The sequence below is a fragment of the Streptomyces sp. CA-146814 genome (genome assembly GCF_050942385.1).
Lineage (GTDB): Bacteria > Actinomycetota > Actinomycetes > Streptomycetales > Streptomycetaceae > Streptomyces.
On the sequence record NZ_CP192068.1, the window covers coordinates 2,691,152 to 2,709,638 of the forward strand.

The window sequence follows — 18,487 nt, forward strand, 5'->3', positions numbered from 1 at the left end:
AGCCCGTGAAGCACCCCGCCCGGCCCCGCTCACCGCTCACCGCTCCAGGAACGCGAACAGCTCCTCCCAGCGCCGTCCCACCTCCGGCTCGGAGAACCGCTGGGCGCCGCTGCGCGCCCGGCTCCCGAGCGCGTCGCGCAGCCGCGGGTTGCCGGTCAGCCGGAGCAGCCGGTCGGCCAGGGCGGCAACGTCCCCGGCGGGGGCGAGGAGCCCGTCCTCACCGTCCCGGACGATCTCGCGGACCCCGGGCGCGCAGTCGAACGCGGCACACGGCACACCGCTCGCCATCGCCTCCAGGAGTGCCAGCGGAAAGCCCTCACCCCGGGAGGACTGGACGAAGACGGAGGCCTCCGCGAGAGCCGCCTCCACGTCGTCGGTCCGGCCCTTCCACTCCACGGACCCGTCGAGCCCGAGGCCCGTGCACCGCTCCCTCAGCGCGGCCTCGTCCTCCCCCGTCCCGTACACGCGCAGCCGCCAGTCGGGGCGCTGCGGGGCGACCAGGGCCCAGGTGTCGAGCAGGAGGTCGATGCCCTTCTGGTCGCTGAGGCGGCCGATGCTGGCGACGGTCTTCGCGGTGCGCGGGGAGGGGACGTGCGGCAGGCGGGCCAGCGCGTTCGGGAGGAAGCCGACGTTGTTCATGCCGTCGCCCGCCCACCGGTCGGCGTCCTCCTCGGTGAGGACGAGCCAGTGGTCGATGTCCTTGTAGTGGTTCCTGATCCAGCGGTAGCGGTGGCTCGCGCGCGAGTAGTCGTAGGACTCGTGGCTCATCCCGATGGTCCGCACCCCGCTGGTGTCGGCCTCGCCGACCCACTCCATCGCCCAGACCTGCGTGACCACGACGACCGCGCCGGGCCGGGCGGCGGCGAAGAGTTCGGAGAGCCGCGCGACCGCCCGCCGCTTCTCGACGACCCGGGCCGCCTCCCGGCGCCGGGTCGGGATGCGGAAGCGGTCCCGGAGGCCGTGAGGCGTCCAGGGGGTCGGCGGATGGGCGGGATAGAGGGCGGTGACGGGGTGGGCGGAGTCGGCGGGCAGGGCCATCTTGCGGTCGGAGGCGTGGATGCCGATGGTGTGGACGCGGTGGCCCTGCTCGGTGAAGAGGCGGGCGGTCTGGTGCATCCAGGCGGTGACACCGCCGAGTTCGTCGGTGCTGTTGGAGACGATGAAGATGTCACGGCTCATCGGCCGGCCCCTTGCTGGTGGTCGGTGGTGCGGTGGGCGCTCTGCGGGCCGAACACGGCGGCGACGGTACGGCGGGCCGCGTCCCCGCGGTCGTAGCCGCCGAACTCGGCTGCGAACGCCGCGCGTTGGGGCGCGCAACGGATGTCGGACAGCTTCAACTCGGCCAGTTCGGCGAAGAGTTCCTCCTGCGTGGCGGTCACCGGGCCCGGCGCCTTCTCCCGCAGGTCGAAGTAGCTGCCGCGCTCGGCGGCGTACGCGTCGAGGTCGGGGGCGTACAGGATGACGGGCCGGTCCAGCAGCGCGAAGTCGAACATGATCGAGGAGTAGTCGGTGACCAGGACGTCGGCCAGCGCGAGGATCTCGCTGACGTCGTGGTGGCGCGAGACGTCGATCACCGTGCCGGGCGGGCAGACCGGGAGCCGGGCGGCCTCCAGGTAGTGCGCGCGGACGAGGAGCGTGTACGTGTCCCCGAACCGCTCCGCGAACTCCCGTACGTCCAGGAGCAGTCGGCGCCTGGCCTGCTTACCGCCCGCTCCCGGTCCGCCCCGGAACGTGGGCGCGTACAGGACCACCTTCTTGTGGTCGTCGATGCCCAGCGCCCCGGCCAGCGGCGGGCGCGGCAGCCGGCCCTCGGTCTCGGCCCGGACGCGCTCGGCGATCAGCGCGTCGTTGCGCGGGTAGCCGGTGCGCAGCAGCCGGTCCTCGGGGAGGCGGTAGGCGCGGGCGAGGGTGGCCACGTCGTGCTCGGAGCGGACGAGGAAGTGGTCGAAGCGGTGGACGGCCTGCTGGAGGCGTTCGCGCTGGGGGGCGTTCTGCAGCCGTACGCGGGTCTCGTCGAAGCCCATCCTCTTGTACGCGGAGCCGTGCCAGGTCTGGAGGTAGGTGGTGCGGGCGGGCTTGCGGAGGTGTTGCGGGAAGCCCTGGTTGTCGACCCAGTACTCGGCGCGGGCCAGCGCCCAGAGGTAGCGCCAGGACCAGCGGCGTACGAGGCGGGCGTCGGCCGGGAAGCCGGCCGGTGAGGTGTCGTAGGACCAGGTGGCGTGGAGCTTCAGGCCCTGGCGGCGGATCTCCTCGTGGAGGGCGCGCGGGCTGTCGCCGTAGCAGCGGCCCATGTGGCTCTCGAAGACGACGGAGCCCTTGCGCACGGGGAGCCGGGTGAGCCAGGTGTTGTAGGCGGCCGCCTTGAAGGGCCGGGAGCGGTAGCGGTCGGCGCGCTTGCGCAGGGCGCGGAGGAGGAGCTTGGCCTTGCGGGCCGGGCGGAAGTGGGTGGCGTACCGGACCAGGCGGCGGGTGGCGCGGGCCGGGCGGCGGCGGGCGGTGAGGCGGAGGGCCAGGTGGTCCTTGAGGGTGATGTAGGGCTCCCAGGTGTCTCCGGCGAGCGGCCCGAGCCGGGGCCGGGCGGCGAACCGGACCGGCCCTTCCACCAGGTCCTGCGGCCCGAAGAGATCGCTGACGGACCGCACTCCTCCCGCCTCCACGATCAGCCGCGCGTCCCAGGCGGTGTCGCGGACGCCGACGGGGCGCAGGAGGCGGGTGACATCCGCGCACGCCCCCCACGTGATTCCGTTCCCGTCGCGGCGGACGTCCGCCACCGGAAACGCGACGGCGCGCGCCCCTCCGCGTGCCCGGAACTCCAGCGTGGCGGTGAACGGGCCGTCGGGTGCGGTGTGCGGCGGCAGCACGAGGCGGCCCTCCAGCAGCAGCCGGCCCTGCCCGGCGGTGCAGCGGGTGAGCCGGTTCATCAGCCGGGCCTCGCCGAACACCCGGTACTGGTGGCCGAGTTCGGTGACGTCGACCGGACAGTGCTCGTCCCACTCCACCCGCCCGTCCTCACCGGTGGTGACCGGTGCGCAGACGGTGGCGGGCCGGCTCAGCGCGTACGCCGCCGCCACCACGCCCTCCGCGTCGCCGCGCGCGAGCAGCGTGACCGCGACGCGCTCCAGCGCCGGCAGTTCCTGCGGTACGGGGACGGTCAGGACGCGGGCGGCCGTGGCGGCGGTCCGGGTCCGGCGGGCGGCGGGCAGGCGCGGGAAGGAGCGGGCCAGCGGCACCAGATGGTCGCGTACGAAGGCCCGCTCGCGCTCCTCGCTCAGTGCGGGCAGCCCGAGGGCGTCCAGGGTGGAGGCGACCCGGCGGTGGGCGGCGACCAGGGCGGTGAGGTCGCGGGGCCGGTCGGGTACGGCCCGGCCGGTCACGATGAGCCGCCGGACCAGCGCGATCCGGCCGACGGCCACCGCGGCGAGCGGGCCGAACAGGATCTCGCCGTGCGCCAGGTCCTCCTCGTACCGCAGCCCGTGGCGCCGGGCCGCCTCCCGGCGCAGACAGAAGCCGGTCACCAGGGCGTCCCGGACGACGAGTTGGGAGGCCTCGTCGAACCGGGCGACGGTACGGGAGCGGGCGTACAGCTCGTCCTGCCACGGCGGCTCCTGCTCCTTGCCGCCCTCCCCCACGGTCCGGCTCCACCGCCCGGCCACCAGGTCGGCGCGGCTGCGTTCGCCCGCCTGCCAGAGGTTGCGGCAGCCGTGGCGGTGGAGGCGTTCGCCGGGCGTGAGGACCAGCACGTACCGGCCGGTCGCCGCGTCCAGGCCCGCGTTGCGCAGGGCGCCGGTGGTGCGGACGGCCGGGTCGGCGTGGATCAGGCGGACCCGGTCGGGGGCGCGGTCGGCCAGCGCGCGGGCGGCGGTGCGGGTGGGCGCGTCGGCGGTGGAGGCGAGGACGACGAGGGCCTCGGCGGCGCGCAGCGACTGGCCGAGGACGGAGTCGACGGAGGCGCGCAGGGCGTCGGCTGCGTCTCCGGCGGCCTCGCCGTCCCCGCCTGCGGTGATCACACAGCTGAAGTCGGTCATGCCCGCGCCTCCTCGGTCCTGGAGCCGTTTTCGGTCCCGGAGCCGTTGCCGGTCCCGGAGCCGGTCTCGGTCCCGGAGCCGGTCTCGGTCCCTGAGCCGGTCTCGGTCCGGGAGCCGTCCTCGTTCCCGTAGCCGTCCTTGAGCATCCGGTCGACGACCTGAGCGGCCGCGCTCCCGTCGTCGAGATCGCAGAACGCCTCCCGGAACCGCTCGTACGCCTCCCGGTGCCCGGCGACGGCGGCCTCCGGGTCGCGCAGGGCGGCGACGATGCCGGCGGAGTCGGGGATCAGGGGCCCGGGGGCCCGGCGCTCGAAGTCGAAGCAGAAGCCGCGCAGGGTGTCGCGGTAGTGGGCCAGGTCGTAGGTGTGGAAGAGCATCGGGCGGCCGGTCTGCGCGAAGTCGAACATGATCGAGGAGTAGTCGGTGACCAGCACATCGCTGATCAGCAGGAGTTCGGCGACATCCGGGTGGCGCGAGACGTCCCGGACGGTGTCGGTGTCCGGGACGCTGCCGCCGACGAGGTAGTGGCGGCGGACCAGGAGGACATGGTCACCGTCGAGCGCCTCGCGGGCCTGGTCCAGGTCGAGTTGGTGGCCCGGGTCGTACCGCCCGGCCCGTCGCGGCCGGTCCTCGCGCCAGGTCGGCGCGTACAGGACGACCCGTCGGCCCTCGGGGATCGCGAGCCGCTCCCGTACGGCGGTGGCGACCTTCGCCCGGTCGGGCGCGTACAGCAGGTCGTTGCGCGGGTAGCCGCACTCCAGCACCTCGCCCCGGTAGCCGAAGGCGCGGCGCAGGACGGGCGTGGAGAAGCTGTTCGGTGAGACGAGCACGCTCCACTGGGCGGACCGGCGTTCCATGGAGGCCATGTAGGCGGCGTCCGCGTGCGGGGTGCCGGCGAGGTCGCGGCCGATGCGCTTGAGCGGCGTGCCGTGCCAGGTCTGGACGACGCACTGGCCCTCGGCCCGCTCGAACCACTGGGGCAGGTGGGTGTTGGTGACGATCCAGCGGCTCCGGGCGAGCGCCTCGTACCACTCGGCGCTGTGCAGCGCGATGGCGCGGACGCCTTCGGGCACGGCTGTCTGCTGGTCGCGGACGGTCCAGAGGTGCTCGATGTCCGGTGCGCGGGAGGCCAGTTCGCGGTGGACGGCGCGGGGCGAGTCGGAGAACTGGCGGCCGTCGAAGCTGGAGTAGAGGACGGCCGGGCGCAGGTGGGCCCGGTCGGCGGTGCGCAGTCCGGCGTACCGCTCGCGCTGGATCCGCTGCCCGTACGAACCTTGCTCGGCGGTCGGCAGAGCGCTGCCGGACTCCAGGACGAGTCGGTCGTGGTAGCGCCGCTGGAGGGTGAAAGGCCTTCCAGGTGAAGCCCGTTGGCGGGGCAGCGTGGCGTGGAGCGCGGTGGTCAGGCGAAGCGGACGGTACGCGTCGGGGTCGCGCTCGCCCGGCTCGCGGAGGAAGAGGTACCAGCGCCCTTCGGCGAGCGGCAGCGGCCCGGCGGGCCCGTCGACGGCGGCGGGACGGATGACGGCCCGGAAGGAGCCATCCGCCTCCAACCCCACCTCACACACGGCCTCTTCGTGGTGACCGCTGTGCCGCAGGACCAGCTCATCGATGGTGCCGGACGGCTCCGGGAAGGCTCCTTCGAGGACCAGCTCACCGCCCTCGGACCACTGCACGGAGGTGACGAGGGGCTGCACGGCCCGGTCGGTGAGGACGAGGTCGCCGGACGGGTTGGGCGCCACGTACAGCTCGCGTCCGCCCGGGAGCGGATAGCGGCCGTCCGGGAGCGGATAGCGGCCGTCCGGGAGCGGATGACGGCCGCTTTCGGCGTCGGTCCGGGCGGCCACCGTCAACCGGCCTTTGCCGCCGACCAGTTGTACGCCCCAGATGTCGTCGCCGCCCCGGAAGGCGCTGAGCGGAATATCGGCGGACCGGGACCCGAGCGAGCCGCGCAGAGCGAACTCCTGGGTCTCCTTGGTGCGCCACTCGGTCAGCCGCAGCGCGACGGGCCCGTCGTCGTCGAGGACCTTCACGTCCAGGTGGAGGGAGTCGTCGGCGGCCGAGTGGCCGGTCAGGACGGCCGCGACCCGTTCGGTGCGGAGCTCCAGCTTGTTGCCGGCGAGGACGGGGACGACCCGGGTCCGCTCGTCGGTGTACAGGACGGCGGGCGGGGCCGGGGTGCCGGTGAGCCGCATCGGGCCCCGGCGGAGGCGGCCCGCGCCGAACAGAGCGGCCTCCAGCTTCCACGTCGTACGACCGGCCTTGGCCTTGGCCTTGGTAGCGATCGCGCGCGGGTCGACGACCGCCGTGAACCCGGCGCGCGTGTAGCGGTGCAGCGAGCGTCCGGAGCGGGCGGTGGCCTCGTCACCGGCGGCCGGCCGCAGCCGCAGCGGGATCAGCCGCTTCCCGGACCGCAGCCAGCCGAGGCGCGGCGCCCCGCCCGGCGCGTTCCGTACGTACGCGTACCCGGTCAGCCGCAGCAGCCCGTCCCGCCACACCGCCTCGGTGAGGTGGGCGTGGACGGGGAGGTCGGCGGAGGTGAGCGCGGTGGTGGCGGAGGGCAGCGGGTCGCGGACGGCGGGGTGGTGGGCGCGGGGGCGGAGGAGGCCGCGTACGTGGAAGGTGTCCCGGTCGTTCTTCTCCTCGCCGAGCAGCGCGAGGAGTTCGGCGGTCCGGCGCTCCCGGATGAGCTGCCACTTGACCCGCAGGTCCAGCGGCAGACCGGCGAAGACCTCGGGATCGACGGTGGCGGCGAAGGCACCCGCGTGGTCGAGGAAGGCGGTGTGGAACTCCTCGTCGCCGTCCGGCAGCGCCTCGATGAACAGCCACAGGTCGCCGGAGAGCGCGTGCGCGTCGTAGCGCCGCTTGGCCTCGGCCATGCCGTCCCGGCCGGCGAGGAAGGTGCTGACGGTGGTGACGGCGGTGACCCGGTCGCGGATGCCCTTCGGGACGGCCCGGCGGGTGGTGATCGAGCCGTCCCGGTCGCGCCAGTGGTAGACGGGCGCCTCGACGACGTCGACCGAGCGGGCCAGGAAGTGCGCGGGCAGGACGACGGCGATGTCCTCGTACAGCACACCCGTCGGGAAGGCGAAGGCGTGCTCGTCCCAGAAGGTGCGGCGGAACACCTTGTTGCAGGCGATGCGGTCGCCCAACAGGATCCAGTCCCGGGTGACATGGGTGGCCCGGCGGGCCTTCTCCATCGGCTTGCGGAACATCGGCGACTGTTCGAGCGCACCGTTCGCACGCAGCCGCAACACGTTGCCGGTGGCGAAGTCGGAGCCTGAGTCGTCGAGTTCGCCGAGCATCCGTGCGTACGCGCCCGGCGGGACGACGTCGTCGCTGTCGACGAACGTGAGGAACTCGGCCTCCGGATCGGCCTCGCGGACCCCGGCGTTACGGGCCGCGCCGAGGCCGGCGTTCTCCTGCCGGATCAGCCGGAAGCGCGGGTCGCGATCCGCGAACTCCTGAGCCAGAGCAGGCCCGTTGTCCGTGGAGCCGTCGTCGACGAGGACGACCTCCAGGTCCGCCATGGTCTGTTCGGCGAGCGAGGTCAAGCAGGCACCGAGGTACTCCTCGACGTTGTAGAGGGGGACGACGACGGTGAGACGGGGTGCCATCGCAGCGCACGATCCTTCCGGGCGGACGACATCGGGGAGATGACCATCAAGAGGTATGAGGGGGCCACGGTGTACAACCCGCGCCACTGGGACGGGTCACCCGAGGAGAGCCATTCGAGTGACGGCGACGGCGGGTTCAGGCGTTCGGGGGCGCGCCCGTGACGCGGTCGAGCCCCGCGCCGGGAAAGGGCACGGGGCTCGGGTCAGGTCCGGCGGATCAGGGCTTGACGGCGATCCGGCCCTCGTCCATGCGCAGCAGCAACAGCCGCTCGCCGGTCTTGTCGAGGAACTCGTCGACGGCCTGCCGCGAACCCTGCCAGTAGCCGTAGTCATCGATCAGCAGCACACCGCCGCTGACCAGCCGCGAGTAGAGGTGCTCCAACTCGTGCTTGGTGGAGGCGTACCAGTCGGTGTCGAGCCGCAGGATCGCGATCTGCTCGGGCGCCTGCTCCGGAACCGTGTCCTCCACCCGCCCCTGCACGTAGTGGATGCGCTCCTTCGGGTACGGCACGTTCTCGAACCCGGCCTGTACGTCCTCCAGCGAGGCGACCGCCCAGATCGGCCGGTCCTTGCCCTGGGCGTCCAGCAGCTCCTGCGCCGGGCGGCCGTCGCGCCGCAGGTCCTCGGCGGTGGGCGGGGTCATGCCCTCGTACGTGTCGAAGAGGTACAGGTCGCGCTCGGTCTCGCCGACGGAGAGCAGGGTCTTGGCGCAGGCCTGCATGGAACCGCCGCGCCAGACGCCGCACTCGACGACGGCGCCCGGGATGTCGTGCCGGGCGATGTACCGGGTGGCGAGGATGAAGGCGTTGAGCCGCTCCGGCGAGGTCATCGAGTACGGCTTGACCGCCCGGATGATGTCCCTGGCCTCGTCGTCGTAGTCCTCCGGGAAGGCGGGGGCGGCCTTCTTCGCGGTGGGCTTCTTCGCGGCGGGCTTCGGGGCCGGCGCCGCCACAGGGGCGGGAGCGGGGGCAGGGGTCGAGGCCGCGAGGGATTCGGCCGGGGCCGTGCGGGCGGCGGGCACCGTCACGCGCCTGAGCTGGTAGCCGGTGAGCTGCTGAAGGACGCCGTTGACGGCGTTGCGCCAAGCCATGGACCGGGACAGTACGCGCGCTTTGTGGCGCATGTCACTTTTCGTCAACCTGTCATTGATCGGGCCGATTCCTGTTCGAGTGAGGGCGCCTGTACGGGAACGGTCTTCGGGCGCCCGCACTGCTCGCGGCCGTCCAGCGGCGCGGGCAGCGGGACGGCGTCGACGCCGCCGACCCGGTTGGCCCACCAGACCGCCACCTCCCGTACGGCGAACATCGTCAGCCGGGGATAGCGCTGCGGCTTGCGGAAGACACCGACCGAGTCGCCCCAGTAGGCGGCCTTCTTGTCGATGGCCCGGTAGTCGTGCCAGATGCCCTTCTGCGGCGGGAAGTCCGTGTAGGCCTCGCGGAGTTCGAGCCGCGAGTGGCCGGCCAGCGCGCGGAACCCGTCCGGGTAGTAGCGCCAGCAGTCCTGGGCATCGTGGACATGACCGCGCGAGGGTGCGGTGATGAAGGCGTGGCCGCCGGGCTTCAGGACCCGGGCGATCTCCAGCATGGAGGCCCAGAAGAACGGAATGTGCTCGAACGCCTGCCCGGAGAGCACGACATCGGCGCTGTTGGAGCGGGCGGGGATGCGGTACGGCTTCTTCATCACCGCGTCCACGTTGGGCCCGTCCTGCACGTCGACGCCGAAGTAGTCGACGGGGTGGGCGGCGAGGAGCGCCCGGTGGGTGCGGGTCTGCTTGCCGGAGATACGGGAGCCGAGGTCGACGACCCGGTACGTGCCGTTGCCGGACGCGGGCCCTTCGACCGGCAGATACTCCTGGACGCAGAGTTCCATCTGCTCGTAGGCGGACCGGTGCATGGACGTCTCCCAACCTGGCGGTGTGCGTGAGCTGTCGGAATCAACGACTGGGCGGGGCAAAGGGGACGCCGAAGAACCGCCGTACGACCCGTTCCGCCGCGTGCCCGTCGTCGTACGGGCAGAACCGCTCCCGGAACGCGGTGCGCAGCGCGGCCGACGCGGCCGAGCGCCACGCGCCGGTCCGGAACGCCTCGGCCAGCTCCTCCGGGGTGGTGGTGACGGTGCCGGGGGTGTCGCCGGGCCGGCCGGAGAGCAGGTCGAAGTACGTACCCCGGGCCGTTCGGTAGGCGTCCCAGTCGGGGGCGTGGACGACGATCGGGCGGTCCAGGCAGGCGTAGTCGAAGGTCAGGGAGGAGTAGTCGGTGATCAACGCGTCGGCGGCCAGGCAGAGTTCTTCGACGCGGGGATGCGCGGTGACGTCGAGGACGCGGCCGTCCGACGCGCCGCCGATTCCGGCGGACCGTCCGTAGAAGTAGTGGGCGCGCATCAACACCACGTACTCCGGACCGAGTTCGCGGGCGAGGTGCTCGGGGTCGAGATCGGGGACGAAGCCCTCGCGGTAGTCGCGGTGGGTCGGGGCGTAGAGGAGGGCGGTCTGGCCGGTGCGGATGCCGAGTTCGGCGCGGATCTTCGCGATGTCGTCGGCGGTGGCGGTGAAGTAGACGTCGTTACGGGGGTAGCCGAGGTCGAGCCGCTGGTACGAGCCCGGGTAGACGCGGTCCCAGACCTCGGTGCTGTGCGGGTTGGCGGAGAGGCTGGCGTCCCACTGGCCCACGTGGGCAAGGATCTTGGCGAAGTCCGTCTTCCGTGCCAGGTCGGGGTAGGCGCGCTGGTCCAGGCCCATCGTCTTGAGCGGGGTGCCGTGGTGGGTCTGGAGGTAGTGCTGGCCGGGACGCTTGGTGAAGCCGCCGGGGAAGCTGGAGTTGTTGACCAGGTACGTGGCGGTGGCCATGGCCCGCCAGTAGGGCCGCGAGCCCTCGATGACGTACGGCACGCCTGGCGGCATCCGGTCGCGGTGCCGGGACGAGACGGCCCACACGCCCTTGATGTGCGGGGCGAGTTGGCGGGCCTTGGCGTAAATGGCGGCCGGGTTGCAGGCGACGCCACGGTTCCAATAGGCGCCGTAGACGGCGAGGTTCGGGTCGAGCGGGCGGCGGAGGTCGGTGCGGTAGGCGGCCCGCATGGCCTGCCGGCGGACGAACCGCTTCACGGACGCGGCGGAGGCTCTGGAGGGCATGGCAGCCGAGCGTAATCCCGGAGGCCGGCGACGGGCACTCCGCGTTCACCCGTTCGGGTCAGCGCCGGTGACCCCGGGGGCCGCCCTCTGTTGACCAGAGCATGAAGCCACTCCTCAGCGTCGTCGTCCCGGTCCACAACGTCGAGGACTATCTGGAGGACTGCCTGCGCTCGGTGGCGGAACAGAGCCTCGGCGCGATCGAGGTGGTGATGGTCGACGACGGCTCGACGGACGGCAGCGCGGCGATCGCCGAGGACTTCGCCGCCCGGGACGGCCGCTTCCGGCTGGTCCGGCAGCCGAACGCCGGCCTGAGCGCGGCCCGCAACACCGGGGTCCGGCACACCACTCCGGCCGTGCCGTACCTGGCGTTCGCGGACAGCGACGATGTCGTCGTCCACGACGCGTACGAGCGGATGGTGGCCTCGCTGGAGTCGACCGGCTCCGATCTGGTGACCGGCAACGTGTGGCGGCTGACCGGTCAGGGGCGGCAGCAGGCGTGGCAGTACCGCTGGCTGACCGCCACCCGGCCCCGCACCCACATCACCCGGGATCCGCGTCTGCTGGCCGACCGGGTGGCGTGGAACAAGGTGTTCCGGCGCTCCTTCTGGGACCGGCACGCCTTCGCGTTCCCCGAGGGGAAGCTGTACGAGGACACGCCGGTGATGATTCCGGCGCACCACCTCGCCGGGACCGTCGACGTTCTGCACGAGCACGTCTACTACTGGCGGGTGCGGGAGGGTTCGATCACCCGGCGGCGTACGGATGTCACCGGCGTACGGGACCGGATCGACGCGTGCGAGCAGGTCAGCGCGTTCCTGGGCGAGCACGGAGGCGCGGCGCAGCGGCGGGCGTACGACGCGTCCTGTCTGCGCGACGACTTCGGGTACTTCCTGGACGGGCTGCCGATGGGCGGCGAGGCGTACCGGTCGGCGTTCCTGGAGGGGGCCGGGGCGTTCGTGGACCGGGCCGGGGACGGGGTGCTGGAGGGGCTGCCGGTGGAGTTGCGCATCAAGTGGCGGCTGGTGCGGGAGCGGCGGTTGGGCGCGCTGCTGGCGGTCCTGGCCTTCGAACGGGCCAACGGGGTCGGGACGTTCGCGGTGGAGGGGTTGCCGGGGCGGCGGCGGGCGGTATACCCCGGCGTGCACGGCGCGAGCGCCCGGCTCGCACGCACCGACGTACCGGCGGTCGCACGGCTCGTGGAGGCGCGGTGGGGCGCGGACGGAAAGCTCCGGCTGCGCGGGTACGCCTATCTGCGCAACCTGCCGGCCGACTCGGCGCGGCAGCAGCTGACGGTGGGGATGGTCCGGGCGGAGCGGGGGCGGCGGGTGCGGATCGTGCCGGTGCGGCCGGTGAGTGCGCCCGAGGCGACGGTGAACTCCGGTCAGGAGCTGCACGGTTACGACCACGCGGGCTTCGAGATGGTCCTCGATCCGGACCGGCTGTCCGCGACGGGTGCGGGTGGCGGCGGCTGGCTGGTCGGGGTGGTCGTCGCGGCGCACGGGACCGTACGGCGGGTCGCGGTGCGCGCGGCGGACGCGGGTGCGGCCCAGCCGCTGGTGCACGACCTGGGCGACGGGCGGCGGGCGGTGCTGGACCACCGGGGCGGGCGGCTGCGGCTGACCGTGTCGCGGCTTCCGGCCCTGGTGGAGGCGCACGGTGGCGGTCGCGAGGTCGGTGACGACGGGGAGCGGCTGGAGTTGAGGGGGCGGCTCTTCGGCGGGGCCGCGCGGCCTGCGGCGGTGCTGCTGACGCGTGAGGGAGCCGAGGAGCGCTCGTGCCCGGTGGAGTACGGGGACGACGGCGGGTTCGCGGTGTCGGTCCCGCTCGACGATCTCGCCGCCGTGCCGCCCGTCCCGCACCGGGCCCCGCGCGAGGTCGAGCCTGCCGGCGCGCGCTGGCGGGCCCGCCTGCTGCTGGCCGACGGGACCTGCACCCCGCTGCCCGCCGCCCCGGACCTGCCGCCGCCGGCGTGCGCGGACGCGGCGGGAGAGCTGGTGGTGGAGCTGGGCGGGCTGCCGGTGGCGGATGAGGTGGAGCGGGTGGGGGACGGGGCGCTGCGGGTCTCGGGGGCGTACGCGCCGAAGGCCTCCACGGTCTCGGGGGCGTACGCGCCGAAGGCCTCCACGGTCTCGGGGACGTACGAGCCGAAGGCCTCCACGGTCTCGGGGGCGTACGCGCTGAAGGCCTCCGCAGCCTTGGGCGCCGGCCCTGCGTCCGGTGCGGGCGCCCGGCTCGTCCTCCGGCACGAGACGCTGCACGAGTCCGTGCCGGTCACCGACGTCACCGTGGACCGTGCGGCCGGCCGGTTCTCCGCGCGGATCGCCCCGCCGCTTCCCGAAGGCCGCTGGACCCTCCACCTGGACGGCCACCCCGTCCGCGTCCTCACCTCCCTCGCCGGACACCTCCCCTGCGGTGACTCCGCCCTCGCTCTGGAGCGGCGGAACGGCGACCGGCTGACCGTGGTGGCGGGAGGGGCGCTCCCGGTCGCCGAGCGGAGCGCGTACAGCAGACGGCTCCTGCGCGACGCGCACCACCCCGCGCGGCGCACCACCACGCCCCTCCCGCTCCTCCCGCCCCTCCCGCTCCTGGACACCGTCCTCTACGCCGGTGGCGACTCGCCGCGCGCTGTGCACGCCGAGCTCGTGCGCCGGGGTACGGAGGTCGAGCACCTGTGGGTCACCGGTATCGCTCCCGGCCGCGCGACCCATGTGCCGCCCGGCGCGCGGGCCGTCCCGGTGCACAGCGCCGCCTGGTACGAGGCGCTGGCCCGCTCCCGGCGGATCGTCACGGACGAGCAGCTGCCGGTGTGGTTCGAGCGGCGGCCCGGCCAGACCGTCGTCCAAACCTGGCACGGCACCCCGCTCGGCCGCTTCGGTACCGGCCTGGCGGAGACCCTCTACGCCGACCACCAGCATCTCGCCACCTTGGCGCATCGCTCGGCCCAATGGTCGGTACTGGTCTCACCGAGCCGCTTCGCCACCCCGTTGCTGCGCAGCTCACTGGCGTACGCGGGTGAGGTCCTGGAAGCCGGGTCGCCGGCCAACGACGTGCTGTGCGCCCCCGACCGGGACAAGGCCGCCGAAGAGCTCCGGCGCACGCTCGGCGTACCGGAGGACCACCGCGTCGTGCTGTACGCGCCCACCTACCGCGACCACCTGGCCCACGCTCCGTCCGCGACCCGCGACGCGCCCGACCGCACGGCCCCCGGCCCGTACCGCTGGGATCCGGCGCTCGACCCGCACGCGCTGGCCCGCTCGCTGGGCCCGGGCCACACCGTGCTGGTGCGCCGGCATCCTCGGGTCACCGGCGGTTTCCAGGACGGGCCCGGCGTGCTCGACGTCTCGCGCCATCCGGGCGCGGCCGGGCTGCTCCTGATCGCGGACGTCCTGGTCACGGACTATGCGGGGCTGATGTTCGACTTCGCGCTGACGGGCCGCCCGATGCTCTTCCACACGTACGACCTGGAGCACTACCGCGACACCGTGCGCGGCTTCTGCCTGGACTTCGAGACCCGGGCGCCCGGTCCGCTGCTGGTCACGACGGAGGAGGTGGCGCAGGCGCTGCACGGCCTCGCGGCGGTGGCGGCCCGGCACGCCGACGCGTACGAGAGCTTCCGCCGCGACTACTGCGACCTGGACGACGGCGGGGCGGCGGGCCGGGTGGCGGACCGGCTGCTGGCGGACGCTCTTCAAGGGCCTGACGCACTCTAAGGACGCGCCGCACTTTAAGGGCCTGTCGTAGAGCTTTTCGTACATCCCCCGGAAGAGTGGCGGGCGGGAGGGACGGCCCCGCGCACGGAACCCATGACGTGTGTCCCTCTCCTCTCCCACACCCGCCCCGTCCGACACTCCTACCCCTGCTCCTCCTCCGACGCCGACCGAGGACGACGCACACGTCGTAGCGCCTCGGTGGCTGCCCTCGCCGTACGTCCTGCTCGGCGGGGTGCTGTGGGCGGTGCTGTCGGCGGCCGCCTGGAACGTGCCGATGTGCTGCGAGGCCGGGCTCAACGCGGCCGTCGTCGAGCGGCTGCGGACCAGCCTGCTGCATCCGGCGTTCCCGATGACGGACCTGCCCGCCGTGGCCAGCGCGCACTACTCGCCGTACGCCCTCCTCCAGGGCCTGACCGCCCGGGCCAGCGGGCTCTCCGGGCAGTCGGTGCTGGCGCTGTCGGCCGCCGTGAACCTGGCGTTGCTGCTGACCGGGATCGGCCGGCTGGCCCGGCTGCTGACCCCGAACCGCTGGGTGCCGGTCCTCGCGCTGGTCCCGCTCGCGCTGATCCACTGGGCTGATCCCGGCCGGTGGAGCGCGCCGAGCACGTTCGCCGTCGCGGTCACCCTGCACCTGTGGGCGTGGACCGGCCACGCGGTCACCCGGCTCCCGCGCGCGAGCTCCGGGACGCTGCCGGGGAGGACGCCGCGGTGGGCGGAGGCGGCCGGGATCGGCGTACTGCTCGGGCTCGTCCTGCTGGTCCATCCGCCGACGGCGCTGGGCGCGGCGCTGGGCGTGGTGGCGCTCGTCGCGGTGAAGCAGCGGACCCGGATCCGGCCGACGCTGCGGCGGTGGGCGCTGGCCGGGCTGTGCGCGGTGGCCGTGGCGGCGGTGTGGCCGTACTACAACGGGCTCACCGCCGCGCAGCCCCCCTTGTCCACCGGGACCACGAGCAGCCCGGAGTCCGGCGGGAAGCCGACGACCGGCGAGCCGTACACCTGGGCCACCGCGCACGTGCCGCCCGGCGAGGTGGTGCTGACGGACAGCGTCCCGGCGATGTACGCGCTGGCCGGGCACGGGGCGTTCGTCCTGGCCGAGGCGGTGCCGGACGCGGGACTTCCGGCGGCGGAGCGGCGCGCGCGGAGCCGGGCGGTCACCGCCTACCTGGACGCGGCGACCGGGCAGGAGGAACGGGACCGGATCAGCGCGCGGTACGGGGTGCGGTGGGTGCTGCTGACCCGGTTCCAGAAGCTGCCGGCGGACGCGTCGGTGCTGGCGTACAGCCCGCGTACGGGCGAGGTGCTGGCGCGCGTACCGGAGCGGTGAGGTTGCGGGTCGCCGTTGCGCGGCGGTGAGGTTCCCTGGGCCTCAGCCGTTGCGCGGCGGTGAGGTTCCCTGGGCCTCAGCCGTTGCGCAGCGGTGAGGTTCCCTGCGCCTCAGCCGTTGCGCAGCGCCGCGACCGCCGAGGCGGCCAGGTCGTCGAGGTACCCGTCGGGCAGCTCGCTGCGGACCACGACGAGCCGCCAGTACAGCGGCCCCACGATCAGGTCGAGCGCCCGGTCCGGATCGCTCCCTTCCGGCAGCTCGCCCCGCGCCACCGCCTCCCGCACCACCACGGCCGCCACGCCCTGCTGCTGGTCGAGGAGCGCGCCCTTGATCGCCTCGGAGATCTCCGGATTGCGGGCCGACTCCACCAGCAGGTCCGGGATGACCTGCGAGGCGACCGGGTGGCGGAGGGCGTAGGCGGCGAGTTCGAGGACCGCGCGCACGTCCCCGTACAGCGAACCGGTGGCCGGTGCGGGCATGCCCTGCGCGGCGACGGCCGCGACCAGGTCGAGGACGAGCGCGAGCTTGGACTTCCAGCGGCGGTAGACGGCGGTCTTGCCGACCCCGGCGCGCCGCGCGATGCCCTCGATGGACATCCGGGCGAACCCCACCGCGGCCAGCTCCTCGAAGACGGCCGCGCGGATGGCGTCGGTGACGTCCTCGCGCAGGACGGCGGCGCCTGCGGGGGCGCGGCGGCGGGTTCCCCGTTCGGTGGTCATGGCCCGAATGATAGTCGGCGACGACGGAACGGTTGCGTTGCGACGTACAAGCGTCCTACTCTCGGCGTTACGACGGTACGGTCCCGTCCCAACGAGGGCGTCCCTACGGGACCGTACCGTTCCCGCCATCCCCATCCGTTTTCCGTCGAAAGTGATCGTTCGTGGTGAGCCAGACAGCAGCCCCGCCACCTCCGGTGAGCTCCCCGGCCCCGGCCGTCCCCGCCTACGCACCCGGTGAGCTGGCCGCCCTCGCCGCCCGGCACGGCCTGAAGGTCAGCGGCGCCCGGCCCTCGCTGCCCGCGTACGTCCGGCAGCTCTGGGGCCGGCGGCACTTCATCGCCGCGTTCGCGACGGCCAAGCTGACGGCCCAGTACAGCCAGGCGAAGCTCGGCCAGATCTGGCAGATCGCGACGCCGCTGCTGAACGCGGCGGTCTACTACTTCATCTTCGGCGTCCTGCTGGACACCAAGCGCGGGGTGGAGGACTTCGTTCCGTTCCTGGTGACCGGGGTCTTCATCTGGACCTTCACCAGCAGCTCGATCACCGCGGGGACGCGGGCGATCAGCGGCAACATCGGGCTGGTGCGGGCCCTGCACTTCCCGCGCGCGTCACTGCCGGTGGCGCTGGCGCTCCAGCAGTTGCAGCAGCTGCTGTTCTCGCTGGGCGCGCTGACTCTGATCCTGCTGGTGTTCGGCCAGTTCCCGCGCCCGTCCTGGCTGCTGGCGATCCCGGCGCTCGCGCTCCAGGCGGTCTTCAACACCGGCGTGTCGATGGCCGTGGCCCGGCTGACGGCGAAGACCCCGGACATCGCGCAGCTGATGCCGTTCGTACTGCGGACCTGGATGTACTCCTCCGGCGTGATGTGGAGCCTGGACCACCTGCTCCAGGGCGAGCGGGTGCCGCACGCGGTGATGGTGGTACTGGAGTACAACCCGGCGGCGATCTACATCAACCTCATGCGGTACGCGCTCATCGACAGCTACAGCGCGGCGCAGCTGCCGCCGCACGTGTGGGCGGCCGCGGCCGGCTGGGCGCTGCTGTGCGGCGCGGCGGGATTCGTGTACTTCTGGAAGGCCGAGGAGACGTACGGACGTGGCTGACATCACCGGTTCCCCCGGGGACCTCCGGGTACCGACCGACCTCCGGGTACCGACCGTCGTCGTGGACGACGTCCACATCACGTACACCGTCAACGGCGCTCGTACGGGCAAGGGCAGCGCGACCTCGGCGCTCAGCCGGATCACCTCGCGCCGCCGTACCCCCGGCGCACGCCAGGTGCACGCCGTGAAGGGCGTCAGCTTCGCCGCGTACAAGGGCGAGGCGATCGGCCTGATCGGCTCCAACGGCTCCGGCAAGTCGACCCTGCTCAAGGCCATCGCGGGCCTGCTCCCACCGTCCCACGGCAAGATCCACACGCAGGGCCAGCCGTCACTGCTCGGCGTGAACGCGGCGCTGATGAGCGACCTGACCGGCGAGCGCAACGTGGTGCTCGGCGGGCTGGCGATGGGCATGACGCGCGAGCAGATCCGCGAACGCTACGACGACATCGTCGACTTCTCCGGCATCAACGAGAAGGGCGACTTCATCACGCTGCCGATGCGCACGTACTCCTCCGGCATGGGCGCCCGGCTCCGCTTCTCCATCGCGGCCGCCAAGAGCCACGACGTCCTCCTGATCGACGAGGCGCTCTCCACGGGCGACGCGAAGTTCCAGAGCCGCAGCAAGGCCCGCATCCAGGAGCTGCGCGCGGAGGCGGGCACGGTCTTCCTGGTCAGCCACAGCAACAAGTCCATCACCGAGACGTGCGACCGGGCGCTGTGGCTGGAGGCGGGCACGCTGAGGATGGACGGCCCGGCGGAGGAAGTAGTGGCGGAATACGCAAAGTTCACGAAGCGCAAGTAGGGGATTCAGCCCGTCCGGCGTTTGAGGACGGAACCCCACGCCGAGGGGGCCGGCGCCCCAACA

The 18,487-nt window shown here is 73.2% G+C and carries 11 protein-coding genes; 4 read left to right on the plus strand and 7 right to left on the minus strand.

The annotated features are described in order from the left end of the window. Nucleotides 1-36: 36 nt before the first annotated feature. The 6 genes from ACQP09_RS11910 to ACQP09_RS11935 all read right to left on the minus strand — a co-directional run bounded on the left by ACQP09_RS11910 (nucleotide 37) and on the right by ACQP09_RS11935 (nucleotide 10,769). A complete protein-coding gene (locus tag ACQP09_RS11910; protein ID WP_433398276.1) occupies nucleotides 37-1,179 on the minus strand; it encodes a glycosyltransferase in 1,143 nt (380 codons plus the stop codon). Beyond that, nucleotides 1,176-4,025, minus strand: a complete 2,850-nt coding sequence (locus ACQP09_RS11915) for a CDP-glycerol glycerophosphotransferase family protein (protein WP_433398278.1) — start codon at nucleotides 4,023-4,025, stop codon at nucleotides 1,176-1,178. Before ACQP09_RS11915 ends, ACQP09_RS11910 begins: the two co-directional genes overlap by 4 nt. Further along, nucleotides 4,022-7,639 carry a bifunctional glycosyltransferase/CDP-glycerol:glycerophosphate glycerophosphotransferase gene (locus ACQP09_RS11920; protein ID WP_433398280.1) on the minus strand — a complete coding sequence of 1,206 codons (3,618 nt, stop codon included), beginning with the start codon at nucleotides 7,637-7,639 and terminating at the stop codon, nucleotides 4,022-4,024. Before ACQP09_RS11920 ends, ACQP09_RS11915 begins: the two co-directional genes overlap by 4 nt. Nucleotides 7,640-7,856: 217 nt before the next feature. Beyond that, nucleotides 7,857-8,762 (minus strand): TylF/MycF/NovP-related O-methyltransferase, encoded by a 906-nt coding sequence (locus ACQP09_RS11925; protein ID WP_433398281.1) that lies wholly within the window; start codon nucleotides 8,760-8,762, stop codon nucleotides 7,857-7,859. An 11-nt stretch (nucleotides 8,763-8,773) separates the two neighbouring features. After that, nucleotides 8,774-9,532 (minus strand): methyltransferase domain-containing protein, encoded by a 759-nt coding sequence (locus ACQP09_RS11930; RefSeq protein WP_433398283.1) that lies wholly within the window; start codon nucleotides 9,530-9,532, stop codon nucleotides 8,774-8,776. A 40-nt stretch (nucleotides 9,533-9,572) separates the two neighbouring features. Further along, nucleotides 9,573-10,769: a CDP-glycerol glycerophosphotransferase family protein gene (locus tag ACQP09_RS11935; protein ID WP_433398285.1), complete on the minus strand. Its 1,197-nt coding sequence runs from the start codon at nucleotides 10,767-10,769 to the stop codon at nucleotides 9,573-9,575. Between the two features lie 101 nt (nucleotides 10,770-10,870). On the opposite strand from ACQP09_RS11935, the gene ACQP09_RS11940 reads away from it, so the two are divergent. Together ACQP09_RS11940 and ACQP09_RS11945 are read left to right on the plus strand one after the other, a co-directional pair. Beyond that, on the plus strand, nucleotides 10,871-14,479 hold the full coding sequence (locus tag ACQP09_RS11940; RefSeq protein ID WP_433398287.1) for a bifunctional glycosyltransferase/CDP-glycerol:glycerophosphate glycerophosphotransferase: 3,609 nt from the start codon (nucleotides 10,871-10,873) through the stop codon (nucleotides 14,477-14,479). A 100-nt stretch (nucleotides 14,480-14,579) separates the two neighbouring features. Next, the gene (locus ACQP09_RS11945; RefSeq protein WP_433398288.1) at nucleotides 14,580-15,803 is read left to right on the plus strand and encodes a hypothetical protein; all 1,224 of its coding nucleotides are present in this window, start codon (nucleotides 14,580-14,582) and stop codon (nucleotides 15,801-15,803) included. Nucleotides 15,804-15,913: 110 nt separating this feature from the next. Here the strand turns inward: ACQP09_RS11945 and ACQP09_RS11950 are convergent, their stop codons facing one another. Further along, on the minus strand, nucleotides 15,914-16,522 hold the full coding sequence (locus ACQP09_RS11950; protein ID WP_432150491.1) for a TetR/AcrR family transcriptional regulator: 609 nt from the start codon (nucleotides 16,520-16,522) through the stop codon (nucleotides 15,914-15,916). A gap of 194 nt (nucleotides 16,523-16,716) precedes the next feature. Here ACQP09_RS11950 and ACQP09_RS11955 point away from each other — a divergent pair, with 194 nt between their 5' ends. Continuing rightward, nucleotides 16,717-17,622, plus strand: a complete 906-nt coding sequence (locus ACQP09_RS11955) for an ABC transporter permease (protein ID WP_432150589.1) — start codon at nucleotides 16,717-16,719, stop codon at nucleotides 17,620-17,622. Beyond that, nucleotides 17,615-18,424: an ABC transporter ATP-binding protein gene (locus ACQP09_RS11960; RefSeq protein ID WP_433398290.1), complete on the plus strand. Its 810-nt coding sequence runs from the start codon at nucleotides 17,615-17,617 to the stop codon at nucleotides 18,422-18,424. The genes ACQP09_RS11955 and ACQP09_RS11960 overlap by 8 nt, the downstream gene beginning before the upstream one ends. The last annotated feature ends 63 nt before the right edge of the window (nucleotides 18,425-18,487 follow it).